We start from the raw sequence: 25,407 nt of genomic DNA on the forward strand, positions 1-25,407 counted from the left end.
TGACGCAGGCTATGTCGCCTCGAACTGCCCGCGAACTCCGTCACATCATCAGCAAGTGTGATGACGTCTGGAATCAACCGTCACCGCCGTACGACACGGACAGAGGATAAAAGACAAGCTGAGTGAGCGCTTGATTCTTGCTTGTCCGTTTCATTTGGTTTAGCTGTCGCGCCAGTTCGGGGTGGCTTCGTGGGTGAGGCGGCGGGTCATGAGGTTGATGGCGGCGAGTTGGATCATGGCTGCTGATCGGTGCGGGTGGGTTTCGTAGTCGCGGGCCAGGCGGCGGTGGTGCATGAGCCAGCGGAGGGTGCGTTCGATGACCCAGAGTCTGGGCTGGACGCGAAAGCCGCGGACGGCGGGATCACGCTGGACGATTTCCAGGTCGATGCCGATCTCGGCGGCGTCTTCGACGGCTTTGGTCTTGTAGCCGTTGTCGGCCCAGGCTTTGGTGATGGTGGGGTGGCGCTCGCGGACTTCGGTCAGGATTTGGGTGCCGGCGGCGGAGTCGTGGACGCTGGCGGCGGTGACGGCGACGGCCAGCAGGAGGCCGAGCGTGTCGGTGACGATGTGCCGCTTGCGTCCGATGATTTTCTTGGCGGGGTCGATGCCTTGGCTGGTCAGGTGGGCGGTGGCGGAGGTGTGATCAGCGTGGCGGATTCAGGCCAGTCCTTAGCGACCCGTGAAGTGAACGTCTGTACGGGGCGGTCTGTGTATGGGTAAGGTATCGCCGCGCCTTGCCGGAACCTGACCAGTTCCGTGGTGAGCGCACATCACACAGCGACCGGGGGAACACTGTCGCTCACGGGGAGAGGTTGCTTCACCATGCCGTAGTCTCCGTCGTCCTGACCTGTGGTCAGAAGCGGATGCGGCTGCTGCTTCACGTTCTTCGGCCGTTCTCCCGGCGCACCCCCATGAATGAAGAAAGGGATGCGTCTGTGCACCCCAGACCATGGTTCCGCCTGCCCGCATCACGAAGATCAAGAAAGCTCGCCCCCGCCGTCACCGCCCTTACGGCGCTGGCGGTTGTAGCAGGTCTCGCGGTGCAGCCGGGCGCGTCCGCGCTGAAGGCCGAGCCGGCGAGTGACTCCTACCCCTGGTACCAGGACACCGCGGCAGAGCAGTTGCGGCAGGACCAGTGCCTGATGGCCGACGTGCTGCGGCTGGGCGGCCCGTCGATGGCCGTGACCGCGCAGGACAGCCTCAACCAGAACGCGGACAAGCTCCACACCCTGGCCGCCCGGGACCACTGGGAGAAGACGCCGCTGGCGGTGGCGTACCAGAACGACCGGGACGCGGCGGACAAGCAAGAAAAGGATCTCGCTGCTCAGCGGGACGGTTGGAAGAAGCCCCTCGACGGGCTGGCGACGCCCGGCGGGTTCACCGACACAGGGTTCCACTGGCCGCCCGACGGCGAGCAGAGCTTCTACAACCAGACAGGTCTGAGCAAGTGGGTCGCCGACCGGTTCTGGCAGAAGGACGACGACTTCTACAACGATGCCACGCCGAAGGCCGACGACGAGACCCTCAAGGCCGTCGACGCCGTCGGCGGCCCGCTCTACGGCAAGGACCCCGACCCGGCCGGGACCACCCAGCAGGAGTGGAACCGGGCGCTCGCCGAGCACAACGCGTTCCAGTGGATGCACGGCGGCCCGGCCACGAACGCGGGCGCCGACGACGCACGCATCTTCCTGTCCTCGGGCGGTTTCCCGCGCACCGCGCCGCAGCCGGGGACGCCGGAGTACCGCATCGCGGTGGAGGACGTGAAGTCCCGCTTTGCAGCGTGCGGTTGGCGTGACCCGCTGGACCCGGACGACGTGCTGGGCGATGTCACCTCCACCGCGGCGAACGAGTGGCAGCAGGAGGTCTCCTCCCAGGCCACGCAGCGCAACCAGATCCTGGATGCGAACAAGACCGCCGTCGACGCGCTCACCAAGGGCGCGAAAGCGCTCAGCGACATGCTGGGGCACTCCTGGGTCGCCGACCACCTCACCCGCTGGCAGGACTACTGGTCCCCGGGCGGCATCGGCTGGATCGGCGACTCCTCCTTGACCATGAAGGTCGAGGCGGCCCAGGGCAAGTGCCTGGATGTGCAGGGCGGCGGGACGGCCGACGGCACCCCGGTGCAGATCTACACCTGCAACAACAGCGCCGCCCAGCAGTGGAAGTTCTGGGGCTCCTACGACGGCGGCTACGCCCTGTACAACACCAACGCACGCAAGTGCCTTGATGTGAAGAGCGGCAACAATGCCAACGGCACGAAGATCCAGCTCTGGTCGTGCAATGGCAGCCCGGCGCAGCAGTGGGACTTCGATGTCCGCGCCGCCGGCGAGCTGCGCAATGCCGCCGCCAATAAGTGCCTGGACCTGCGCACCTTCACCAACGGCAACGACGCCCAGCTCTACACGTGCAACGGCACCGACGCGCAGAAGATCCGCATCGTCCCCCAGGGACACGACGGCGACGACAAGCTCAACTACCCCGACAAAGCCCAGTTCACCAAGGCGACGGCCGGCGTCACCGCGGCCCAGACGGGCGCGAAAAGGCAACTCGCGGTCCTGAAATCCCAGCTCACCACGGCACAGAAGGCCTCCACCGACTCGGACACCGCCCTTCAGTCCGCCTACGGCATCGCGGATGCCCAGGGCGCGCCGCGGGGCCGTGGTCTGCTGGTCGGCCAGCAGAAGGCCCAGGTCACCCGTGGTGCCGCGGCCGCACTCGCGGCAATGGAGAAAGCCGGTGAGACCGCCGAGGCCGCCACCCGCGCCTCCGCTGGTGACAGCGCGACCATCGCCCAGCGGGCGCTGGCGCAGGCCGCGCAGGCCAAAGCGGAGTTCCGCAAGGAGGCCGCGAAGGCCGCCGAGGAGCAGGCCAAGGCCGCGGCGGACGCGGCGAAGGTCCACCGCGACAACGCCAAGGCGGACAAGGAGACCGCGGAGGCCAGGCTCGGTGACGCGCTGAAGGCCGAGGGGGACGCGAAGGCGGCCGCCGCCGACGCCCACGCCAAGCGGCTCGCGGCCGAGGCGGAGGAGAAGACGGCCAAGGCGGAGAAGGAGACCGCCGCGGCCAAACAGGCCGAGGCCGCCGACGACCGCAAGAACGCCGAGGACCAAGCGGGCAAGGCCAAAGACGCCAAAGACAGGGCCGACGCCGCCGAGAAGACGGCCGAGGACAAGAGGGACGCGGCCGTCAAGGCGAGCGACCACGCCAAGGCCATGCGCGACGACGCCTGGGACGCCGAACAGAAGGCCGACGCCGCCCGCGCCAAGGCCGACGCCAAGCACGCCTACGCCGACTCCCTGGACTCCGGGGACGCGGCCGACGGCGCCCGTGCCGCCGCGAACGACGCGGACAAGGCGGCGGACGACGCCGAGACCGCGGCGAAGAAAGCCCGCGCGGACGCGGATGCCGCCACCCAGGCGGCGGCCGACGCCGACGCGGCGGCGACCCGCTCGGAGGCGGCGGCCAAACGGGCCCGCTCGGACGCGGACGCCGCGCAGGCGGACAAGGTGAAGGCGGACGCGGCGGTGAAGACCGCCACCAGCGCCGCCGCCGACGCCATCAAGGCCTCCCAGGACGCCGCCACCGAGGCCAAGACGGCGGTCAAGCTCGCCGACGAGGCCGAAGCGCACGCCAAGGAGGCCAAGTCCCAGGCCGACGCCGCGAACACCGAGGCCGGCAAGGCACTCGCCGCTTCGGCGAAGGCCGCTGGCTACGCCCACGTCACCGCCCAGGCCGCGGTGGACGCGGGCAAGGCGGCGAAGCAGGTCGCCGACCCGGCCAACGACGCGATCCAGCTCGGGTCGCGCTATGCCGACACCGACTCCGCCGCCGGCCTGGTCGTCCTGACCGGGCAGGCCTCGAAGACGATTGCCGACCAGCAGCAGGCCGTCGCCGACGCCCACGCCAAGAACGCCCAGGCCGAGGCCGAAGCCGCCAAGATCATCGCCGACCAGGGCAAGGGAGACGCCAAGGAGGCCTACCAGCACGCCGCGAACGCCGCCCAGTACGCGGCGGACGCCCGCACCTACTCCAAGCAGGCCCTCGGCTACGCGGCCGACGCGGCCAAGGCCGCCTCGGCCGCCGCCGCGTCATTGGCCCGCACCATCGACTACGACAAGCAGGCCGCCGCCGACGCCGCGGCCGCCGACACCGCCGCCGGAAACGCCGAGGGCTACGCCAAGGACGCCCGTGACTCGGCCGACGCCGCCGAACTCGACGCCGACGCCGCCCGGTCGGCGGCCGCCCAGGCCGAACAGGACGCCAAGGACGCCCGCACGGCGGCCGACCGCGCCGACACCGCCGCGACCGAGGCCGAACAAGCCGCCAAGGACGCCGACAAGTACGCCAAGGACGCCCAGGACGCCGCCGACCAGGCTGAGAAGGCGGCGAAAGGCAAGCAGATCGACACCGGGACCGTCCCTGACGGCAGTGGTGGCTCCATCGGCAAGATGTTCTACGTCGTCAAGCAGATCGACAAGACCGGCCATGCCGAGATCGTGAAGAAGTCGGCCAGCTGCGACGACTGGATCGACAAGCTCGCCTACAAGGGCGACTGCACGATCACGGCCAAGATCCACTACACGGCGCTCGTCGACCTGTACCTGTGCACCGCTCAGGATCTCGACCCGCAGAAGTACATGTGCCCCTCTGGCGCGACACGGTATCTCGGCGAGATGCGGACCAAGGAGCAGTCCCAGGAGGTCACACACACCATCACGATCGAGGAATTCAACAGCAAGATCGACCCCATCGACATCCTCTTCGGCAGCTGGATTAAGTGCGCCCAAAAGCTCACCCCGGGCGGCGCGTCAGGAAGCTGGAGCGGATGTGCCTGGGCGGCCATCGACCTGGCCACCATGTTCGACACCAAGATCCTCAAGGTGGCTGCCGACGCCGTTAAGTCACTCGACGCCGCTATACGGACCCGTTCCGGCATATTCGACGCGTGGAAAGGGTTAAGGGCTGCGGGACTGGATGCCGACGCCCTAGCAGGGATCAGCGAGGAAGAACTCAAGAAGTTGAATCTGGGTGGCTGCTTGAAGAACAGCTTCCCCAGCGGCACCCGCGTGCTCCTGGCCGACGGCACCTTGAGGCCGATCGACGCGATCAGCGAGGGCGACGAACTACTCGCCACCGACCCAAGCGCTGGCGTCACCCGATCAGCACGTGTCATCGCGACGTTTTCCCACTCCGCGGACCAGCTGCTGCGGATCACCCTCGCCGACGGCGGGCGGATCGTCACGACGCCAGGTCACCGACTCTATGTGCTGGGCCGAGGCTGGGTCGTGGCCTCCGACCTAAGCACCGGTGACCGGCTTCGTACCGCAGCCGGTGCCGCGGAGGCCGTGTCCCGCATCCGTGCGGTCAGGTCGCCGCAGCGCGTGTGGGATTTGAGCGTAGCCGACCTCCACTCCTTCTACGTGGAGGCCGGCAGGGTTCCGGTCCTGGTCCATAACTGCGGAGATACCTGGACTAGCCCCGGAAGCCTCAGCGACCACTTCGCAAAGCACGGCGCAGAAGTGGGCGCGGGGTCGGAGGCGGAGTACGAAGCAGGTGCGGCCTTCCTCACCTGTGACTGCGACCCGAAAGACCCCTCCATTCTTCGCAAGTTCGACGCGGCTACGCAGACGGCGGCCTACTTCGAACCCGCTACCGGGGAGCTCGCGATCAAGAGTAAGAAGGGTATCGTCACGTACTTCAAGCCGGACCGGGGGGCGGCCTACTTCAACTCCTCGCAAGTCGCGGGGGACATCGTGCCATTGGGCGACCCTATACCGTGGAGCACGCCATGAGCTGTCGTTTCCCCTGCCCTTGCTGTGGATACCTAGTCCACGAGGACGGGCCGGGATCATATGAGATCTGCAGGATCTGCCGCTGGGAGGACGATCCTGGGCAACTTCGTTCTCCCTGGTTCCCCGGAGGTGCGAACAAGCCTTCGCTTATCGAGGCGCAGCGGTCATTCGTGGAGATCGGTGTGAGCGATCCACGAACGAGGGAGCGGGCTACCACACCTCGGGTATCCGACAGGCGGGAGCCCGGCTGGCGGCCTTTCGAGATGGCGCGGGACGGGGGTCCTGATCCGCTGACGGAGTCCGGCAACTGGCCTGCGGACAGAACCACCCTGTATTGGTGGCGGACGACATACTGGCGCAGGGTCGAACCCTGACGTGCGGATCTGAACAAAGTGTGGGCGGCTTCTGGTGAAGCAGCCGCCCACACGGGCCCGCCGACTTCAACCTGGTCGCGTTATGGGGCCGCCTCGTTCGACGCTGCATCCGGCCTGGCTCTGACTGCGTCCCGACCACCACAAGCAGGTGGAGGCCGCGGTGGGCCAGGGTCTGGTGGAGCTGGCCGACCGGGAGATGCGTGCGGAGTTGTCCGCTCACGAGGGCGGGCCCGTGCGGTGGGCGGCCCGGCTGACCGGCCATGGCCGGGATGTCCTGGCCTACACCGAGGCCAGCCCCGCCCCCGACCACGATCCTGGCGGGCCGGCGCCGGGTGAGCGGCTGGTGGAGCTGCGCCGCTCTCAGATGGACGCACCGCGCCTGTACGTGCACCTCGGTGACCGGCTGCACGTGCCGCCGGCCGCGGGCCTGGCGGACAGGGTGCGCGCCGCTCGCCAGCTCGGCAGCCTGTGGGTTCTGTGCCTGACCGAGGAGCAGATCACCTCGGCGGCTTACGCCTTCTACCTGCGTTCGATGGGCGGTTCGGCCGCGGAGGCGAACCGGTGCGCCCGCGAGTACGGCGTCGCCTGTCGCCCGGACCGGTCGGCGAGCAGCGTGCGGGTGGTCCGGCTCTGAAGGGCAGTTGCCGGTGCCCTCTCACCTCCCGCAGCCGCCCTCGGCACGGCACGCCATGGCGACCAGGCCACAGAGGTCCGCGAACAGAGATGGCGGCCCGCCGCTGCGAGTGGGGAGCAGTGTCTTCAAAGCTCCTCCGCCGGCTCGTGGGCGGGGCTGGTGACCAGCCAGATGTCTACAGGGTGGCTGACCACCGGCCGCGTGAAAGCGTGGTCTCTCCGTCCAGGGTGATGGTGCCGCGGGCCCCGGTCACTGGCAGCTCCCGCCGAGGACGAGGCGGTGGAGGACATCCGTCAGCAGGCCCCACAGGCGACGGTGACCGCCTTGGTGGACCGTCGGCAGATCACGGGACTTCTTGACGCTGAGGCCCGGTAGCGGACGATGTCCTCGCTGCAGCGGTGAGATGCCGCTTCCCGCTGCTGGCCTCGCCGCCAGCCGCAGCACCGCGTTGTGCAGCGTCACCGCCAACCTGTCTCTGTGCCCCGGCGGTACGCCAGGCGCCGGGGCACGCCGGGATCAGGCGACGGTCCAGTCGCGCAGCTGGCGGGCGATCCGGGCGATACCGAGCGCTCCGGAGGCGGCGTCCCGTACGAGCGCGACGGCCGCCTTGGGCGGATAGTCGAGTTCGCGCCCGTTGAGGATCAGATAAGCCTCGGTTGCATGCCAGGCGAAGCGCTCGTTGGAATGCTCCAAGCATGGCAGCTTCGCCAGAGTCTGCAGCAGCGCGCCGGCCTTGAGATACAGAGACCCGTAGATGTCGCGCTCCATCGCCCGGGCATTGACCCGGGCGACAGCGGCGTACAGCGGTCCGAGGTCGTCGACCTGTGGATCACCGTCGAGCAGCTCGGCGGCGTGCAGCAGGAACGTGACGTCGAGCGGGTGCGGTTCCGGCTGGGTCACGCGGCGTGACCTCGCTCCTGATGCTGTCCGAGTTCCCGCTGCGCTTCCTGCTCGGCCGCCCGCTGCTCGGCACTGGGGTCCAGACTGCTGGGCTCGGCAGCGAAGGCCGCGCCGCTTCGGGCCATGGACGCCTGGAAACCGTCCAGGAACCGCCGCTCCACAGCGGTCGCACGGTCGTAGGCGGCAGAGAGGATGTACTCCTGCATGCTGACCCCCGCCTGCTTGGCCGCCGCCGCGATAGCGGCCCGCTGCGCGGGATCGGGGAAGCGAAGGTTCATCGCTGTTTTGGCATCCGACATGGTATCCACGGTACCAGCGGTACCGCACGCGCGTCTCAGGAGCGACGCGGACTACCCCGGCCCGGGACTGTCGGCGAGGCCGCGTCCGCCGTCCCGCCCTGGGGAGTGCCTCCCATGCGCTCTCGGGGGCCGGACGGCCGATCCGGTCGGGCGCGGGTTCGGCGAGGGGCCAGTGGCGGCGGTCCCGTTTGCCGCCGATCGCGTCGAGGAGGGTGTTCTCGGACGTCTGCAGAGCGGGGCGCGGAAACGCGCGCCCCATTTCCCTGCCGCGCCTGGAGCGCAGCACCATTCGGCGCAGCCCCGACGGCCTCGAGATCCATGGTCGACACCCCGGAAGTATGCGTGGAGCGCGTGTGTCCAGCGCCCTGACCGGTTACAGCTCGAATTCGAGGTCGAGCAGGTCGGTGAGTTCGACTTCGAGGCCGTGGGCGCGGCGGCCGCTGTCGCGGAAGTAGACCTCGCCCAGGGCCTCGGCGGCGATCTGGCGGAGGTCGTCCTCGTCGACGCCGGCCTCCTGGGCTTCGAAGAGGCGGGCAGCGTGCCGTGGGGGCAGGGCGAGGGTGAGGTGACGCACGCGGGCGTCGTCGGTGCTGCCGGGGGCGGCGGTGTAGCCGAAGCGGGCCTGGACGTCGATCATGATGCCGCCGGTGGTGGCCGCAGCCCGCTTCGCCCTGGCCCGGATCTGCGGCTGCCAGCGGGCGCGGACCTCGCGTTCGAGCCGGTCGGCGAGGTCCGGGCGGGGGGTTTTGATCTGGTTCTTCACATACCGCTCGACGGTGCGCTGGCTGACGCCGAGCAGCTCGGCCACGCGCCGGGTGCTGCGCTGGTGCTGGCGGACCAGGTAACGCATCTGTGCCCCGGCGGACTTGGGCAGGGGACGGGTGAACGCCCCCTGCACCGCCTTGTCGAGTCCTTCCCCGACCGTGACCATGCCGCGATTCCCTTACTCTCCGGTGTCCTTGGCGGTGACCTCACCGGTCTTGATGTACCGGGCGAGGTTGGCGACGTGGCCGTCGCCGGCGAGCTGCTCGAGCACATTGGCGCCCCACAGCACGCTCTGGGTGCCCTCGTGCTTGACCATCCCGGGCGAGACGCCGAGCCGGAAGGAGCCGGGCACGGTCTTGCCGTCGGCGTCGTAGGGCAGGACGTCCAGCGGGCTGGGCCCGTCGGCGGCGTAGACGGCGCAGTCGGACAGGACCGCGACGGGGTAGCGGCCGGTGGCCGCGGCGAGGGCGACCATCTTGCGGTGCATGTTGATCCGCGCCCGGGAGATCACGGCGGCGCGGATGTCAGGCCGCCAGGTGGGCCGGGCGAGGGCGGGCCAGGCCTGTCCCGGCTTCCAGCCGCCGCCGCGCGCCTTCTCCCGCAGCTTGCCGATCCCGCCCTTGACGGTCATCTTGATGGCGTCCACGACGATTCCCAGCTCCGGATCACGGCTTTTATAGCCGTCCATCGCCTAACGGCGCCCCCATCTGCACCGGAGCCCCGTCCGGGGCGAAGGTCGTAGCCTCGCTACCGGACGGCACACCGACATGGTCCGACTGCGGCAACACCCGCTCGGCGGGAACCTTCGGCTTCCGCTTCTTCCCTGACTCCGACGGCCACTACGAAGGCAAGGAGGACCTGCACCAGGTCGGCGGCGGATACGGCGGCCACTACTGGTACGCCCACACCCGCAACGCAGACCATCTCGGCGGTGACGGCGGCCCGATGGCCATCAACGGGGTCTGGACCCTCGGGCAGGATCTCGGCTGGGCGCGTGTCCTGGTGCATCTGCCTGACACCGGCGCGCAGACGAGGCAGGCCAAGTACCACGTCATCAACACCGACAGCACGAGCCCCGCTCGGTCCGTGCAGCAGCGTGCAGGACGCTGGGTGAGCCTGGGCGCGTTCCACTTCACGGGGCGGCCGGCGGTCATGCTGTCCAACGTCACCGATGACGGTACGGCCGACGAGGACATCGCCTGGGGCTCGGTCGCCTTCCAGCCGCTGCCCGGCAAGCCGAAGAACGTGGTCGTCGCGATGGGCGACTCCTACTCCTCCGGAGAAGGCGCCTCCGAAGGCGACCGGGACTACTACCCGGAGACCAACTACCGCAGCAAACTCGACGACAACGCCCGCAACGCCTGCCACCGCTCCACCCAGGCATGGTCGCGTCAGGCCACGATGCCCGGCGCGTCGCAGTCGATCGGTCAGCTGGACGACTCGCTGGACCCGTCCATGGACTACCACCTGATCGCCTGCTCGGGCGCGCGGACCTACAACGTCCTGCCCAAGGATGTGGGGGCCGACAGCGCTCTGTCGAAGGGCGAGAGCCAGAACGGCGAGGAGCCCCAGATCGACAAGGGCTATCTGGACCAGAACACCACCCTCGTCACGATCTCCATCGGCGGCAACGACTCCCGGTTCTCTCAGATCGTGCAGAAGTGCCTGTTGTCCGTCGGTAACGGCAGCTGCCAGCATGAGACGTTCGACAAGACGGACGACAGCGTCAACGGCCGGGACAAGCCCTTCGTCGGGCAGCCGCTGGAGACGGCCATTCCGGGCCTCATGAACCAGGTCGTCCGGCCCGACATCACACGGGTCCTGAAGGAGATCCACAAGGGGGCGCAGAACGCGAAGATCGTCCTGATGGGGTACCCGCCCCTGATCTCCGACAAGGGATCGTGCCTGAACATCGGTTTCAGCGGCATGGCTATCGGCCTGTCCGAGACATCCTCGGCATGGCTCGATGACACCGCCGACACACTGGCGTTGGCGATGCAGGGCGCGGCCGACGACGCTAAGGCCTCGGGCATCAACGTGTGGTTCTCCGACCCCAAGAGCGACTTCGCAGGCAAGGGCGTGTGCGGTGACCCGGAACAGGTCCACGGCATCGTCAAGACCCTGACCCAGTCCGACGAGCCGATCAAGGACTGGCCGCTCATCAATCAGTACGGCCTGTCGGCCCAGTCGTTCCACCCGAAGATCGGGGGCGCGCGCCTGTACGCGAACGCTCTCGAGCGCACGATGGCAGGCATGAGCCTGTAGCCGTCTGAGTACGAGTACTCATTCCCGGCCCGGCCGTCCTGGTGCACAGTGACGGTCGGGCCGGGCCTACGACGATGTCGAGACAGCTGCTGATGAGGGGCGGACAAGCATGAGGACTTCCGCGCGGCGTGCCGCCGGCTCGAAGAGCGTGTGGGGCTCGTTGGCGGTGATCGTCCTGGTCGCCGTCTCGGCCTGTTCCACTACCCCGGACCGTGCCGTCGGCGACAAGCAGCTGCGCAAGCTCGGGGAGAGCGGCCAGGCGGTGCAGGCCCGGCAGCGGGCGGAGCAACGACTCCGGGACGTGGCGCGGGCGTACGCCGACCGTACGCCCCTGTCGCTCGGCCTGGTCGTGGTGCATGACGTGTGCGTGCCGGGATCGGGACCGGGCTGGTTCTTCCAGCAGAAGACCGACGATTACAAGATCGTCTGCTCGATGAACATCACCGCCTACTACGGCGCCGACCCCAGGCACGTGAGCGACACCCTCGACGGGATCCTGACCGCGGGCGACCACGCCCGTCCCCGGCCGGCGGGATCCGCAAGCCCTATCCCGTTCACGCACGACGACCACGGAAAGCAAGTCGTCGCCTACTACCGGGGGCACGGCCCGAACCCCCAGGGCCCGCAGGCCCCCGAACCGACCAGGCTGGCCGCCTCCGGACAGACGCTGACCTGGGACACGACACGCGACGGCGCCCCGCGCCAGCTGGTCGAGGAGCCCTACGCTGGCCTCGTCGACGACCCACCCGTGTCCCGCGTGGTACGTGACCCGAAGACCGCCACGGTCGCCGCCATCCGCAAACGGTACGGCCTGGTGTTCAAGCTGGAACTCCCCTACAGCGACTACTTCGGGGTGGTCAAGAACGGTCGAACGCGCACTGAGTGACGTCGCTGCCGGTCGTACCCGGCGCCGCGACGAGACCAGCTGGTGGGTGCTCACCCCGCCCGGCATCCACGAACGGATCTTCGTCGCCGACCACGCCCCCGTCGGCCAACAGTCCCCCACGAGGCGCCGGACGCGGCTGGCAGACCCAACCCGCGTCACCGAGCGCGTGGCCAGGCCGACTGCCGCCGCAGCGGGCAGCGGCCAAACTCTTCCGGTGTCACAGTTCCCCTGGCGGCTCTGCGGCCTGGCGCGAAATAGTGGCTGCGTGACGGATAGCGTTCTACGTCCCGGGCCGAACGGCGCCGGCCTCCCCGAGCTGTTGAGCGGCTTGGACTCCTACCGGTTGGCGCGGCAAACTCTGCTAGGGGTCTTGGGACTCGGCCAGTCGAACCGGGACCCCGTCGCCGAGTTCGCCGAGCACCTGGTCGCGGCCCTGTGGCAAGGCCAACTCGCCGAATCCCGGGTGCAGGCGAACTACGACCTGATATCGGCCGACGGCGAGTACGTACAGGTCAAGTACCTCGCTAACCCGTCCTCCGACTGGCCGAACGAGCACACTGTGCGGAGCATCCCCGGCGTCCGCTGGTACGCGCTCGTCGTCTACGAATCGTTCGCCGTGACGGGCGTCCTGGCCTTCCCGTCCGATCTGACAGAAATCTGTTCGGCCCTGGGCAAGCGCCACCCCGGTCAGTCGACATCTCTGCAACTCACCCGCCGGAACTGGTGGACGATCCGGGATAACGCAGAAGCTTATCGGCAGCTCGGCATGCGTATCTGGGTTCCTCCCTTCCCGTAGGTGGGCGCAATCAATCGGCTGGGTTCGCGTACGCTGCGGCTTACTCACGTACCCCCGGCGAAAATCTGCTCGACATCCTGGAGACACTTCCCGGCCTTGAGGCCGCGATCCCCCAGCTGGCCCCGCGCGGTTGGAGCGACGGTCTCGGCCCTTCCCCTCCGGTAGACGACCTGGAGCCGTTCAAACACCGTTGCGTCGAGCCGGCGTTGACCGCGTGACCATTTGCTGCGAGGCGGTGTCATACCCGGCAACTGTCGGTGTGGGTGACCTCGCGGAAGTCGGCGATGAGGGGCGTTGCCATGGATTCGCGGTAGACGACGACGGCCCGGCCGTAGGGCCAGGTGGTGTCCTGGCCGAAGTCGTATTGCGCTTCGGAGCAGCCGGCGAACATCAGGCTACGGACGTCGTCGGTCGAGTTCGGGTCGTCGTGGTAATCCTGTCCTTCGGGGAAGGTGCCGGGCCCGAAGGTGACGAACATGGTCTGCGCTTGAGGGTTGAAGGTGACGACCACGTCGCCGCCCATGTACTGCTGTCCTTTGAAGAAGGAGGCTGTGTCGTTGACCAGCCGCCGGGCGGCGGTCTTCTCCGCCGGGGTCGCGGGCACCCGGGCGGCGACCCATTCGCCGACGGTGGGCTGGACGCTGTCGCTGCGGGTGTAGGCCGGAGTGGGAGCAACCGCACGCTGCATGCTCGGCGACGGCGACGTGAGTGGTACCGCGGAGGAAGATGACGCGGGGGCGCTGGTATGGCTGGGGGAGTGCCGGGGCGCAGCGGTGGCGGCGCTGTCGACGGTTGGGGGGCGGCTGCTCGAGGCGGAGGCGTGTTTCTGGGCGGGGCCTGACTGGGAGGCGGCCACGGCACCGCCGAGGCTGCTGAGGACGGCAGCGGCTGCGCCCACGGCCAGATACAGCCGGGCACGGCTGTGGCGCCGTGGCGGGGCAGGCCAGGTGGGATCGTCTTGGGCCGGCAGGTCCCAGTGCAGGGCGATGAGATCGGCTATCAGCGTGGGCGGCTGCTGGCCGGCAGGGGAGAGCACGGCGGTCGCCTGCGTCGCCAGCAACGCGCCGCATTCACGTGCGAGTTCAGCCGCGGTTGGCCGCTTGGACGGCTCCTTGGACTGGCCGTCAGCTACGAAGCGACCGTGCTGTTCGCAGCCATCAACGAGTGGCTCTGACCAGCACCTCCACAACAGACCCTAGGCGGTCTACGCGGTGGTGGCGATGCCGCCGTCTACAGGGATCACGGTGCCTGTCAGGTATGCGCCTGCCCGGCTGGCGAGGAACACGGCGACACCCGCCATGTCGTCGTCGCGGCCGATCCGGCGCAGTGGGGCCGACGCCGCGATCGCCTCGCCGAGCTCGTCGAGGGTCGCCGCCATCATCGCCGACGGGAACGGCCCCGGCGCCACGGCGTTCACGGTGACGTGCTGCGGTCCCAGTTCCTTGGCGAGCACTCTGGTGAGTTGGTGCAGTGCGGCCTTGCTGCTGGAGTACGAGTAGTTGGGCCGCTGGGGGATGTGGATGGCGGCGATGCTGCCGATGTTGATGATCCGCGCGGGATCGTCGATGGTGCCCGCCTTGCGAAGTGCGGGCAGCAGAGCCTGGACCAGCCAGAACGGCGACTTCAGATTGAGGTCGACGACCGTGTCCCAGGCCGCGTCGGGGAACGTCGCCAGCGGCTCGTCCCATATGGCGCCCGCGTTGTTGACGAGGATGTGGAGGCGCTCCGAGTCGGCGGTGACCAGGTCGGACAGCCGCCGGCACTCGTCGTGGCGGGACAGGTCGGCGGGGATGGCCCGCACCTCACCGAATTCGGACAGCCGTTCCTGTGCCTGAGCGCACGCTTCCGCGTTGCGTGAGCTGATGACCACGCGGGCGCCCGCCTGGAGAAGGCCACGCGCTATCATCATTCCGATGCCTCGGGTGCCACCGGTGACGAGCGCGCGCTTTCCGCCCAGATCGAAGAGTTCTGCGTGCGGGGTGAGGTGGTTGTCCATCACTTGCCCCTTTTCGGTTGGTCGTGCGGGATGATGCGTCGATGCGTGGGGTGTTCGGTTCAGCCGTCGTAACGCTATGACCTTGGAGTGCACTCCAAGCAAGCCGATCCCGGTCCCGACGGACCGCGTCCGCAACCGCCTCAAGCGCGGATCGCGAGGCGGACAGCCGCCCAAGTTCGACAAGGACCACCACAAAACAGCGGCACGCGGTCGAGTACGGGATCAACCGCCTCAAGCGCCACCGGGCTGCAGCCACGAGGTACGACAACTCGCCGTCCGCTATGAAGCGACCGTGCTGGTCGCAGCCATCAACGAGGGGCTGCGACCAGCACTTTCGCAACAGACCCTAGACGAGTAAGTCCGAAGTAACCGGGTGCGTGAAGCGAGGGTCTCGTTGGTCCGTTTGTGACGACAGACCTCGAAACCTCGCATTATGATGGCTCGTCAGGCACCTCATGTTGCCAACGCGTCCGGCAGCGGTGGCGAGTTCGGCGGGGTAGATGGCGCCTTGGAGCCCGCGTATGCATTCAGTCTCCGGGCGTCGGCGCAGCGGGGGCGGTCGTCACCGATCTCGGCCAGGATCCGGGCGGCGAGCTGGATGCCGAGCCTGGGGAAGCTCAGCGGAATCTCACGCTGAAGCAGCACAACCTCCACAGGCCGCTTCCTGAGAGGCCGCATCTGCACGCCTTGCCGCAAGGCGCAGCGAGTTCAACCGGCGCAGGGTGGACCTCGCCTGATGCGGCACTGAGAGACAGCCGGCTCAGCGCCTTGTGCAACACCCTTTGAGTCATGGCTCGGCCGGGGGGGAGAGAGAGCCGCGAGTCCGCAGGACTCATCGCCGAAGAGTCCGCCTGCTTTTTGCCGCTTGCGATCCTCCAGGCGCCGACTTCTTGACTCAGTATTTCCTTCAACTTTCGGCACCTTCGCGTTGACTGACGAAAAGGGGGCCGCATGGCCTCAGATCCCATGAAAACCCTGTGCTTTCTCATTGACCGGAACGCGTCAAGTCTGCTTTGCTTCTCGCCGTCTGGCGGGGCATCACCTGCTACCACCAGCAAAAACGCTTTGTAGCAGGGGAGTTGCGCACCCCACGCAATGCCGTTGTGAGTCCTCGGCTGTCGGGCCGGTTCCCAAGCCCGCACAGTCACCCGGCACAGCTCCGTCGACGTGTCACACAGATCGCCTCCACCGCACCCACGGCGGAGGCCTGTACGCAGAAAGGAACCCATTACCCATGGGTAAACCCCACATCCGCGGCGCGGCCCGGGCGACCCTGACCGGCCTCGCGTCGCTGTCCCTTCTCACCGCTGCGGCACTCGCCTCCATACCCCAGGCAACAGCCGCCCCCCAGACCGCCGGTCACACGGCCAGACCGAACCCCTACGACCCGGCCTACCAGCACCCGTACCGGCACGGTGCCCTTCCGACCATCCAGCAGCACGCCAAGATGAAGTCCTGGTCGGCCGCCCATCCCGCGGTGACCGCGGCGACCGGGCCGGAGACGCTCTCCTACGGCGGCGGCGTCGACGGCATCGGTGTCCAGAGCGGCCACTCCAAGGTCTACCTGGTCTTCTACGGCTCGCAGTGGGGCACGCAGAGCACCAACGGCAGCGGCGACGCCACCTTCTCCGGCGACCCGGACGGCGCGGCCCCGGTCACTCAGGAGATGTTCAAGGGCATCGGCACCGGCAACGAGCTGTGGTCCGCCGACCTCACCCAGTGGTGTGACGGCCCCAACGTGTCGACGGGTGCCACCAGTTGTCCGTCCAACGCCAGCTTCATCCCCTACCAGAGCGGCGGTGTGCTGGCCGGCGTGTGGTACGACAACTCGGCCGCCTCCCCGAGTGCCGCGACGGGGCACCAGCTGGGCGCCGAGGCCGTCAAGGCGGCCGGGCACTTCGGCAACACCACCGCGGCCGCCAACCGTGACGCCTACTACGTCATCCTGTCGCCCCACGGCACGAACCCGGACAACTACCAGGGGCAGTACTGCGCCTGGCACGACTACAACGGCGACAGCACCCTGACCGGCGGCCCGGTGTCCTCCTCCTACGGCGACATCGCGTTCAGCAACCAGCCGTACAACATGGACTCCGGCGCGGGCTGCGGCGTCGGCTTCGTCAACTCGCCCGGCACGCTCGACGGCTGGACCATGACACTCGGCCACGAGTGGCACGAGATGATGTCCGACCAGAACCCGGCCGGCGGCTGGACCAACCACACCGGCAGCTCCTACGACGGCCAGGAGAACTCCGACGAATGCGCCTGGATCTCGCCCGGTAGCACGGGCGGCGCGGCCAACGTGAGGATGGGCACCGGCACCTTCGCCGAGCAGGCGAGCTGGTCCAACGACACCAACTCCTGCGCCATCTCCCACCCGATCGTGGGCGGCGGCACGGGCGGCGGCGGCACCCTCACCAACGGCACCTTCGAGACCGGCAGCCTGTCCAGCTGGACCACCAGCGGCAGTGCCTCCGCGACCACCTCCGCGGCGCACAGCGGCAGTTACGGCGCCATGGCCGGCTCGACAAGCCCGACCAACACCTCCTCCCTCTCCCAGAGCTTCACCGCTCCCTCCGGCACCAGCAAGGTCTCCTTCTGGTACAACGTCACCTGCCCGGACACGGTGACCTACGACTGGGCGACAGCCACGCTCCAGGACACCACGTCCGGTACCACTACGACGCTGCTGGGCAAGACCTGCACCCAGGGCGCAGGCTGGAAGCAGGTTTCCGGCACCGTCACCCCGGGCCACAACTACACGCTCACCCTCACCAACAAGGACGACAACTACGCGGGTGACGCGACGTACACCTACTACGACGACGTGACCGTCTCCTGACCTCCACCCCAGACCGCGGGGGGCGGGCCGCCGCCCCGCCCCCCGCCCTCCACCGCAGTCCATCCGTCCTGTCGGGCGGCGTCCACGGGAGCGCCCATGCCACACCTGCCGGCCCGCCGCCCTATCCGGCCGCGCCCGCTGCGCACCGGCCTCACTTGCCTGGCGGCCGCGGCCTGCCTCCTCACCGGATGTTCCGGCAAGGCCGCAGGATCCCCTGCCGCCACACCACCGCCGGACTCCGCCACCTCCCCGGCACCGAGCAGCCACTCCTCCCGACCCCTTGTTCTCGACGAACGGACGCGGGGGACCACCGTCCGGGTGACCACCGGCACGCTCGTCGTGGTGCGCCTGCACAGCACCTACTGGTCGGTCCCGGCCGGGTCGGATCCGCGAGTGCTCGAACCGTCCGGGGCCGGCATCACCCCCGCCAGCACCTGCCCGCCCGGCCGAGGGTGCGGGACATCCTCGGCACGGTTCACCGCGCGCCGGCCCGGCACAGCGCACATCACGGCCCGGCGCACCTCGTGCGGTGAGGCGATGCGTTGCTCGCCGGGCCAGGAACACTACGAGGTCACGGTCACCGTCACCCGGTAGCCCTCGTGCGGGTGTTGTCAGGTTGTCTGCGTTCTGGGTGCTGAGGGCGTGAAAGGGCGTGGGGAGGCCGGTGGGGGTGGTGTGTTCAGGCCGTGGTCGGCGCGCCGGTGATCTGGTTCCAGATGGTGAAGCGGATGGTCATCTCGAGACGGTAGTCGGGTGCGCTCATCAGGTGGCGGCGGGGCCGGAAGTGGGGTGAGATGCCGCTGAAGGAGGCGAGGAACCGCTGCGCGGCACGCACCGATCGGAAGCCCTTCATCGCACGCTCGCGTTGCCTCGTCGGCTGGTGGGAGTTCTCGGCCCGGTTGTTCAGCCCCTTGTGGGAGCGGTGCTCGACGGACGGCATGACCTCGCGGTGGGCGGCGCCGTAGGAGCGGAGCTTGTCGGTGACGATCACCCGGGGCACGGACCGGGTCTCCTTCATGATTTTGCGGAAGAAGCGCCTGGCCGCGGCCTCGTCCCGCCGGTTCTGCAGCAGGATGTCGAGGACGTTGCCCTCGGCGTCCACGGCCCGCCACAGGTACTTCTGCACACCGTTGATCTTCACGAAGACCTCGTCGAAGTGCCACTTGTCGCCCGGCTGCGGGCGGCGCCGGCGTAAGGCCGCTGCGTAGGCGGGGCCGAACCTGCGCGTCCACTGGTGGATCGTCTCGTACGTCAACTCGATGCCGCGCTCGAGCATCAACTCCTCGACGTCGCGCAGGCTCAGGCTGAACCGGTGGTACAGCCACACGCACTGGGAGATGACCTCCGGCGGGAAGCGGAAACCCCGGTACGACGGCATGTCCACGAGCGGCCCCTCCGGCAATCCGGCGGCGATCATGCCACCGGAGAGGACCCCCGCTCAACGTGACAACACCCTCGCGCATCGCTCCGAGGTGGAGCGGGGCGCCCTACCGCGGGTCATTGCGGACCTTCCGCCAGATGCACGGGAGCGGCTGTTCGCCACCGAGTGGTACATCCGTCACATCCCCACACCTGTGGCATCGGCCCAGACGGAACTGACCGCCTGACCGCGCGGTCCGATCCGCGAGAAAGGCGGCCGCGACTTCCAAACTCATCGGCGTTGATCACGTGAAGGGGCCGCGGAGTGACTTCCGAAGTCGCCGATGAACGATTTTGGTTATCGCGTACGGAGCAACTGACTGGCTATGTGACGTTGACGCCGTGGGCGCGTGCGAGTCCGTCGAGGCCGTCGGCCCAGCCTTGGCCGATGGCGCGGAGTTTCCAGACGGGCTGGCCGTTGGTGGTGTGCCGGTACAGCTCGGCGATGACCATGGCGCGGATGTCGGGGTCGGCAGGGGGCTGGAAGGTCCAGGCGGCTCCGGTGACGCAGTCCATGTACAGAGCTGCGTGGGTGAGGGCGCCGCAGGTCAGGCCGGTGTCGACGTCCATGTTGATGGCGACCGTGACGCGCTGGATGTGGGTCGGCAGGGCGGTGAGGTGGAGGGCTGCGCGTTCGACGGTGTGCGGGCCGTCGGTCTGCTTGCCCAGCAGGCGAGCCGCACCGTGGGCGGCGGAGGGCTGGTTGTAGAAGACGAAGTCCTCATCACAGGAGACCTGGCCGCCGGTGTCGGTCAGGAAGAGGGTGAGGTCCGCGTCGGCGCCAGCGAAACTGAAGGCGATGAGCAGCCCTTGCCAGGCCTCCTCGGGCAGCACCAGGCTCTGTCCCGGCGTGAGCGCGGTTGCAGGGGCGTGGCTCGGCAGCGCAGGAGTGTGGGCCGGCGCCGCGGGTGCGGGCGGCGGCGTCAGGGGAGTGGTCTGACTCTTCCACTCGGCGAAGGGGAGGATCCGGTAGGGATCCGGCAGGGGGACAGAGGATGCGGCAGGTACGTTGGCGCGCAGCTCTCCGTCGAGGCCGGCCAGGGTCGCATCCCCGGATTCGGCGTCGTCCTGGGCGTGGTCGAGGAGGCTTTGCAGGCCGGGCAGCAGTCTGGTGTCCAGGGGCTTGATGGCGCTGGAGAGGTTCCCGGAGGCGGTGGTGGTGACCGAGCAGGCGACGTCCTGGCCGATGTCGAGGAATCGCAGCGCGTCGGTCGTCTCCCGCCAGGGGCCGGCTTCGATGGCCTGGCGCGTCCAGCGGCCGTAGGCAACGAACCTCAGACGCTGGGTGTCCGGCAGGCGCGTGAGCACGGCCAGGTCGATGGCGGTGATGCCGGGCGCGACGGCGAATGCCTCTTTGAGCGTGGCAACGATGTTCGACCCCATGGAGGTGAGCCACCACAGGGTGCGGTCGCGCTTGCTGAGGGTCTTGAGAGTGGGGCGCCCGCTGGGGGTGACTCCGGGTGTCTGGTCGGGCAGCGAGTCGATGTCTTGCTGCCGTATCACCACGGACAGCACTGCCCCGTCGACTCCCACTGCGCAGCCTGCGGCGGGGTTGTCGGAGAAGGCGTAATTGACCACCTCGCACACGGTTTCCTCGTCGTTGGCGATCAGGGTCTGCCACCACTGATCGGCCTCGGCGGCCAACTGGCTGTGGACGGTCTGCAGGCGGGCCTGTTCGGCGGCCAGGTAGGCCGGGGCGTCTTCCTCGGCCCTGTGCTTGGCTGCCGCCCGCTCGGCTCGGGCGAAGAGGCCCAGCCCGGCCAGGTGGTGGGCTTGGGCCTCTGCCAGGGCCCAGGCCAGGTTCAGCTGCGGAGGCCCCGGCACCACCGGGGGCCGGGCCGGGGTGAAGGACTGCAGGTGGACACTCGTCGTCTGCCGCCGCAGCTCCTTCAACTCAGCGATCGCGGCGTCGCGGTCCGCTTCTTGCCGGGCCCGCTCGGCCTGTCGGCGAGCACGCTCGAGCTGCGCTGCTGAGGGGGCGACGGCCCGAGATCGGCTCGTACGGCTCGTGCTGGTGCGGCGTCGTCCTCCGCCCAGGGAACTGGAGGCGTAGAACGGGCCCACTCCGGAAGAGATCCGCGTGCCGCCGCTGCCCATGCTGATGCGCGCCGCGCGGGGTCCCACGGAGGTGCGTACGCCCCGGGTCGAGACCCGCACACTCATCCCCGGCACACCCACACGAAAGCCGAAAGCCATGGTTCCTCTCCGTTCTTGCCGTCTCCACCCAAGGCGACTGCTCTCGACGACCGCCCGCTTGCTGCATCGCACCGCGGCAGCCCAACTCGACCTGGCCGCGCTGCCGTCGGCACGACCCGTGAGAACGGGCGAGCCGGACACCCCTGCCCTGGGGCTGCCCCATATCGCCCGACCACAGCCGCCGCACTGCGACTCAGCAGCCGCGCCGCGGCGCCTGCTACCTGTAGAAGACGGCGACACCACCGTGATGGGAGCAGGCTCCCTGGTGATGAGCGGCGTAGCTGTAGGTGCCGTCATTGCACAAAGCGGTGGCCCCGGCCGCATCAGACGTGCCGCCGGAGCTCGACGAGCCGCCCGACGACGAACCGCCGCTGCTGCCCGAGGAGCCGGCACTTGACGCGTGCGTGGCCGCCGACGCGGGCTTGGCCGTCTTGGTCACCGTCACCGTCGGGGCCGGCGCGGCCGCCTTCGTCACGGTGACCGTCGGGGCTGGCATGGCCGTCTTGGTGGCGGTCGCGGTGACGGTGACCGTGGGGCGCGGGGCGGGACTGGCCGCACTGGAATTACCACCACCGAACGCGGCACCGACCGCAAACAGCGTCAAACCACCGACCCACACACGCTTGCGCTTGTGCAGCGGACGGATATCAGGCATGCGAACAGGCTCAGGCGGACGGACGGCCCACGGCCCGGGCTGGTACTGGCTCACACGACGCCCCTCTACAAGGACACCCGGACACACACGCCACGGGGCAGTTGAATACTTTACAAACCCTCCCCGCGAACCGCGCAACCCCCGTACATGCGTGGGATCCTGGCGGTACCCTCTACCCGCAGCTGCTCCGGCGGCGGACTTTTACGACCCTCTTGGATCCGCAGTTCGCAGACCGCTTCGAGGCTGGTTGGTGTCATCCATCCGTACCTGACGCCTCACCCGCCCGCTCCGCCAGTAGTGCGAGGCTTTGGCGCACTACACAGGTGGTCGGGGTCCAGTACTCGCAACATGCCGCCGACAAGCCGGTCGAAGGCGTCTGCGGCATCCGCCGCATCTCGCCTCCCCTTGGGGCGGACCTGCTCCCGACTCCGATCCGAGGCAGGACCGTCAAGGTTCCCTTCGACGACCTCTACGCCGGCGACCTGCGCAGACACGGCGACGAACTCATAGCCCTGTGCCGTTGTGCCCAGCATCCGTTGGTGAGGGAGATGTTCGACGTCGAGACGCTGTGCCGGGCCGTGCGGGAGGCCCGGCTCGGCATGGGGGACGCGTACTCCTGGGGCCGGATGAACAGCTCGGTCGCGCTGGTGGCCTGGCTGGAGCGGCTCATTGCTGGGCCTTGATATCCCACAGGGTCAGCTCGAGAGGGCCGCCGGAGAGATCGACGAGACCGTACCGGGTCACCAGCTCCCGTAGTTCCTCCCCGGACGGTTGGCTGCTGCCATTGTCGTCCGTGTGCGTAATGCTCGACTGCACAGCTGCACCATGCGTGCCGAACAACCAAGCGACGGTGACGAAGTGCGGTTGCCTGATGGTTTCGTCGATCTTGTTGTTCTCGTGCACCCGGGCGCGGTAGAGGAGGGAGTCGGTGCCCTTCTTCTGCTGGTCCTTCACCCATTTCGGCACGTTACCGTCACCACTCCAGGAGGTCGTCACGAACTTGACTGGTGGATCCAGCACGATCTGGTCCTTGCGCGCAAGGCTCGCGGTGGCGTAGAAGGCCAACTGGTCGTATTGCGTGTCCATGGGTAGTTCCACCACCTGGCGCGTGGTGAAGGTGTCGCTCGGCTCGATCCAGTCTCCGGGCTGCATCCAGGGTTTTGCCTCCACCAACTGGCCCGACTGGTGAATCTCCCTGCGGGAGAGCGGGTTCGTCTCCCCCGAGGACTGGGCAATCTGCTCGGCATCGCGTCGCCACTGCTGGCGGAGTCGGTCCTTGCGGCTCAGCCGCACCTGTTCCCCCATTACGTGGACTTCCGTGCCGAGCACGTAGAACCCCACGTCGGCGTGGTTCTGGAGGGTGATGTCAACCGGTACGGTGAACGCCTTGCGGTCCTTGCGTAACACAGCCTTCCCCACAACCAAGGTGATGAGAGGCCTGGCCTCACGCCGGTATGGCAGATAGAGGTTCTGGTAGCCGAAATTGGTGACAGCGAGAGCCGAGGAGACCACCAGGGCAGCGGCCACACGCTTCGGGGCGGGGACCGTGACCGACGTCCGCCACACGGCGTAGAGAGCCCAAGCCGCCCCCGCCGTGAGTACGGCGAATAGCACCTTGAAAAGCAGCAGATCGCCGTTCTTCACCGTCCTGAGCAGCAGCAAGGTGTCGGCCAGGAGCGCTGCAAACACGCCGATCAGTACGGCCAGACCGGAGTGCTGGAAGCTGTGCCTGACCCAGTAGTCCAGGACTGCGCCGGCAGCCAGGAGCGTGGTGAACGCGACCGTGATGAGGAAGGCACCGGTAAGGCGACCGGGGAAGGTCAGAGCATGGACGAGGTTGCCGATGCCGAACCAGCCCAGCAGCACCATCGTCGCGAGGAGGACCAGCAGGATCCCTGCCATGTCGAGCTGGGCCCGCCGGGTGTTCAGCGAGGGCCGGAGCGCCTTCGGGCGCAAGCCGTTGTGCGGCTTGGGGGGAGTTCGCACCCGATCACCTCCTGAGGTCGCGGGTCGTAACCTACATGTGTGCAGTGCGGGCATCTCCACGCGCTGGGCGGGGAAGACGTGGCGTGCGTGGGCGGCCCGGCCGCCGGAGATCCGCTGTCGAGCAGAGGGCTCGAACATCATCATCCGCGGTGATCCACCGAGTCGCCATTGGTACGCGCCGGAGGCGGGAGCTCTCTGGTGGTCATGCATACACCGGGTGGGCTTCGCCCCGTCGCGATAAGGGGCAACCGACGGACGCTGCTGGGCCACCAGGCGCCTTGCCGCTGCCACCGGCTCCTGGTCCTCACCGGTTCCACTACGCGAGCAGGTTGCAGGATCCGGCCTGGTCGGCGATGTCGCCCTGCACCCCCACGGCCTGGTCATCGCCGTGCTCACCGATAGGGGAAACGAGATGCGATGTCAGGCAGCGACCCGCTCCGCCGAGCGTCCGCTGAGTCGCCCCTCCGCTCGTGTCAGGTTGCAGTACCGCTACGTACCCAATCTCCTAATAGGTGCAAGCAGCACCTGCTAGTGCTTTGATGTACGTATCAGGAGAGGTTTATGCCAGATCGACACGATCCTGCGGTCAGAGCAGGAGCGGTGGCAGCCGAAGTTGTCAGGGACGTAACCGGTCGCGTCACCGGAGTCGACGAGTCCTTGGTCGTCAAGCGGTCGGAAGATCAGCTCGTCTCGCCAGCTGACGGGGATGTCACAGCGTACAAAGACTACGGCGGCAAACTGTTGACTGGCTGCCGCGTCGTCCTCATTTTTTGGGGAGCCACCTGGGACAGTAACGCTGTCCCCGCCGCTGTCCCGAGCTTCACCGCCTGCGTATCCGCCGTGACCGATACTCTCAGTGGCCCCTGGGCCACCCAACTCGGCCAGTACCGAGGCATCGGGCCCATCACCCTCGAACACACCGATCTTGACGTCAATAGCTCGCCGGGCGCCACCTTCACCGACGCCGACATCAGGCAGGAGATCGAGAAGCGCATCGCAGCTGGCAGTGTGCCGACACCCGACACCTCTATCGACCGGCTGTATGCAGTTATGCTGCCGACTGGCGTGAGTACTCAGGATCACCCTGGCGATGTCGGCTACCACGGCTACTACGACCGGTCGGACGGCACTCGGGTGTATTGGGCCTGGGTCACCAACGACGGCACCCTCACCGGCGGAAACTCGATTCCTAAGGTCTTTTCCCATGAGTTGGCCGAGGCCTGCACTGACCCCAACGTCAGCAATGTTGACGGCGGCGGCATCATTGTCAACAACAACGCCGAGATCGGTGACGTCTGCAACTCGACCTGGCAGATCGTAAACGGTCATGCTGAAGAAGCGTACTGGTCCCAGGCCGATCAGCGCTGTGTTGTGCCAGTGTGGCAGGCTTTTCCCGGTGCGGCCGGCAATCCGGTGCTGATTCAGAGCCGCTTCGGCTCCATGGGGAACTTCGAACTGGTGGTGCCGAGCGCGAATGGCGGCCTGATCCACACCTGGCGCAACAACGACAACCGCTTCCTCCCCTGGGGGGCACCGACCGCTTTCGGGCAAGGTCTCGGTCAGGTCGCCAGTGTCGCCATGATCGAGAGCAACTACGGCAGC

Annotated in this window: 18 protein-coding genes and 4 pseudogenes; 10 read left to right on the forward strand and 12 right to left on the reverse strand. The window is 68.1% G+C overall.

Annotation, left to right across the window (positions count from 1 at the left end):
• Positions 1 to 159: 159 nt before the first annotated feature.
• Positions 160 to 618: pseudogene (locus AB0L59_RS35540) on the reverse strand (transposase); the annotation flags it as partial.
• A gap of 317 nt (positions 619 to 935) precedes the next feature.
• Between AB0L59_RS35540 and AB0L59_RS35545 the strand changes: the two are divergent.
• From AB0L59_RS35545 to AB0L59_RS35555, 3 genes are all read left to right on the forward strand, one after another.
• Positions 936 to 5,792 (forward strand): RICIN domain-containing protein, encoded by a 4,857-nt coding sequence (locus tag AB0L59_RS35545; protein ID WP_365590788.1) that lies wholly within the window; start codon positions 936 to 938, stop codon positions 5,790 to 5,792.
• A complete protein-coding gene (locus AB0L59_RS35550) occupies positions 5,789 to 6,166 on the forward strand; it encodes a CPCC family cysteine-rich protein (protein ID WP_365590789.1) in 378 nt (125 codons plus the stop codon). The genes AB0L59_RS35545 and AB0L59_RS35550 overlap by 4 nt, the downstream gene beginning before the upstream one ends.
• 160 nt (positions 6,167 to 6,326) lie before the next feature.
• Positions 6,327 to 6,800, forward strand: coding sequence for a DUF6417 family protein (locus AB0L59_RS35555; RefSeq protein ID WP_365590790.1), 474 nt, complete (start codon positions 6,327 to 6,329; stop codon positions 6,798 to 6,800).
• Positions 6,801 to 7,316: 516 nt separating this feature from the next.
• On the opposite strand, the gene AB0L59_RS35560 is transcribed toward AB0L59_RS35555, so the two are convergent.
• The 4 genes and pseudogenes from AB0L59_RS35560 to AB0L59_RS35575 all read right to left on the reverse strand — a co-directional run.
• The gene (locus tag AB0L59_RS35560) at positions 7,317 to 7,700 is read right to left on the reverse strand and encodes a fic family toxin-antitoxin system, toxin component (RefSeq protein ID WP_365590791.1); all 384 of its coding nucleotides are present in this window, start codon (positions 7,698 to 7,700) and stop codon (positions 7,317 to 7,319) included.
• The gene (locus AB0L59_RS35565) at positions 7,697 to 7,999 is read right to left on the reverse strand and encodes a DUF1778 domain-containing protein (protein WP_197073877.1); all 303 of its coding nucleotides are present in this window, start codon (positions 7,997 to 7,999) and stop codon (positions 7,697 to 7,699) included. The genes AB0L59_RS35560 and AB0L59_RS35565 overlap by 4 nt, the downstream gene beginning before the upstream one ends.
• A gap of 373 nt (positions 8,000 to 8,372) precedes the next feature.
• On the reverse strand, positions 8,373 to 8,930 hold the full coding sequence (locus AB0L59_RS35570) for an XRE family transcriptional regulator (protein WP_365590792.1): 558 nt from the start codon (positions 8,928 to 8,930) through the stop codon (positions 8,373 to 8,375).
• A 12-nt stretch (positions 8,931 to 8,942) separates the two neighbouring features.
• A pseudogene (locus AB0L59_RS35575) lies at positions 8,943 to 9,455 on the reverse strand (transcriptional regulator); the annotation flags it as partial.
• Between the two features lie 254 nt (positions 9,456 to 9,709).
• On the opposite strand from AB0L59_RS35575, the gene AB0L59_RS35580 reads away from it, so the two are divergent.
• The 3 genes from AB0L59_RS35580 (at position 9,710) to AB0L59_RS35590 (ending at position 12,711) form a co-directional block, all read left to right on the forward strand.
• Complete coding sequence (locus AB0L59_RS35580) at positions 9,710 to 11,029, forward strand: SGNH/GDSL hydrolase family protein (protein ID WP_365590793.1); 1,320 nt, start codon at positions 9,710 to 9,712, stop codon at positions 11,027 to 11,029.
• 109 nt (positions 11,030 to 11,138) lie between these two features.
• Complete coding sequence (locus AB0L59_RS35585; protein ID WP_365590794.1) at positions 11,139 to 11,915, forward strand: hypothetical protein; 777 nt, start codon at positions 11,139 to 11,141, stop codon at positions 11,913 to 11,915.
• Between the two features lie 370 nt (positions 11,916 to 12,285).
• Entirely contained in the window at positions 12,286 to 12,711 is a 426-nt protein-coding gene (locus tag AB0L59_RS35590; protein ID WP_365590795.1) for a hypothetical protein, read from the forward strand.
• Between the two features lie 238 nt (positions 12,712 to 12,949).
• Here the strand turns inward: AB0L59_RS35590 and AB0L59_RS35595 are convergent, their stop codons facing one another.
• Complete coding sequence (locus AB0L59_RS35595; RefSeq protein WP_365590797.1) at positions 12,950 to 13,399, reverse strand: hypothetical protein; 450 nt, start codon at positions 13,397 to 13,399, stop codon at positions 12,950 to 12,952.
• A gap of 270 nt (positions 13,400 to 13,669) precedes the next feature.
• Here AB0L59_RS35595 and AB0L59_RS35600 point away from each other — a divergent pair, with 270 nt between their 5' ends.
• Entirely contained in the window at positions 13,670 to 13,885 is a 216-nt protein-coding gene (locus tag AB0L59_RS35600) for a hypothetical protein (protein ID WP_365590800.1), read from the forward strand.
• A 30-nt stretch (positions 13,886 to 13,915) separates the two neighbouring features.
• Here AB0L59_RS35600 and AB0L59_RS35605 read toward each other — a convergent pair whose 3' ends face one another.
• Both AB0L59_RS35605 and AB0L59_RS35610 read right to left on the reverse strand, forming a co-directional pair.
• Positions 13,916 to 14,710, reverse strand: a complete 795-nt coding sequence (locus tag AB0L59_RS35605; protein ID WP_365590802.1) for an SDR family oxidoreductase — start codon at positions 14,708 to 14,710, stop codon at positions 13,916 to 13,918.
• A 492-nt stretch (positions 14,711 to 15,202) separates the two neighbouring features.
• Positions 15,203 to 15,337: pseudogene (locus tag AB0L59_RS35610) on the reverse strand (transposase); the annotation flags it as partial.
• 604 nt (positions 15,338 to 15,941) lie between these two features.
• Here AB0L59_RS35610 and AB0L59_RS35615 point away from each other — a divergent pair.
• A complete protein-coding gene (locus AB0L59_RS35615) occupies positions 15,942 to 17,549 on the forward strand; it encodes a hypothetical protein (RefSeq protein WP_365590804.1) in 1,608 nt (535 codons plus the stop codon).
• Positions 17,550 to 18,228: 679 nt separating this feature from the next.
• Here the strand turns inward: AB0L59_RS35615 and AB0L59_RS35620 are convergent.
• The 3 genes from AB0L59_RS35620 to AB0L59_RS35630 all read right to left on the reverse strand — a co-directional run bounded on the left by AB0L59_RS35620 (position 18,229) and on the right by AB0L59_RS35630 (position 21,873).
• The gene (locus AB0L59_RS35620) at positions 18,229 to 18,927 is read right to left on the reverse strand and encodes an IS6 family transposase (protein ID WP_365590903.1); all 699 of its coding nucleotides are present in this window, start codon (positions 18,925 to 18,927) and stop codon (positions 18,229 to 18,231) included.
• A gap of 365 nt (positions 18,928 to 19,292) precedes the next feature.
• Positions 19,293 to 21,131: a TerD family protein gene (locus tag AB0L59_RS35625; protein ID WP_365590805.1), complete on the reverse strand. Its 1,839-nt coding sequence runs from the start codon at positions 21,129 to 21,131 to the stop codon at positions 19,293 to 19,295.
• Positions 21,132 to 21,381: 250 nt separating this feature from the next.
• On the reverse strand, positions 21,382 to 21,873 hold the full coding sequence (locus AB0L59_RS35630) for a DUF3761 domain-containing protein (protein WP_365590807.1): 492 nt from the start codon (positions 21,871 to 21,873) through the stop codon (positions 21,382 to 21,384).
• A 269-nt stretch (positions 21,874 to 22,142) separates the two neighbouring features.
• Between AB0L59_RS35630 and AB0L59_RS35635 the strand changes: the two genes are divergently transcribed.
• On the forward strand, positions 22,143 to 22,502 hold the full coding sequence (locus AB0L59_RS35635) for a hypothetical protein (RefSeq protein ID WP_365590808.1): 360 nt from the start codon (positions 22,143 to 22,145) through the stop codon (positions 22,500 to 22,502).
• Here the strand turns inward: AB0L59_RS35635 and AB0L59_RS35640 are convergent.
• Positions 22,486 to 23,805 (reverse strand): hypothetical protein, encoded by a 1,320-nt coding sequence (locus AB0L59_RS35640; RefSeq protein ID WP_365590810.1) that lies wholly within the window; start codon positions 23,803 to 23,805, stop codon positions 22,486 to 22,488. The genes AB0L59_RS35635 and AB0L59_RS35640 overlap by 17 nt on opposite strands.
• A gap of 600 nt (positions 23,806 to 24,405) precedes the next feature.
• Between AB0L59_RS35640 and AB0L59_RS35645 the strand changes: the two are divergent.
• Positions 24,406 to 25,407: pseudogene (locus AB0L59_RS35645) on the forward strand (hypothetical protein); the annotation flags it as partial.

Source organism: Streptomyces sp. NPDC052109, assembly GCF_040680195.1.
GTDB lineage: Bacteria > Actinomycetota > Actinomycetes > Streptomycetales > Streptomycetaceae > Streptomyces.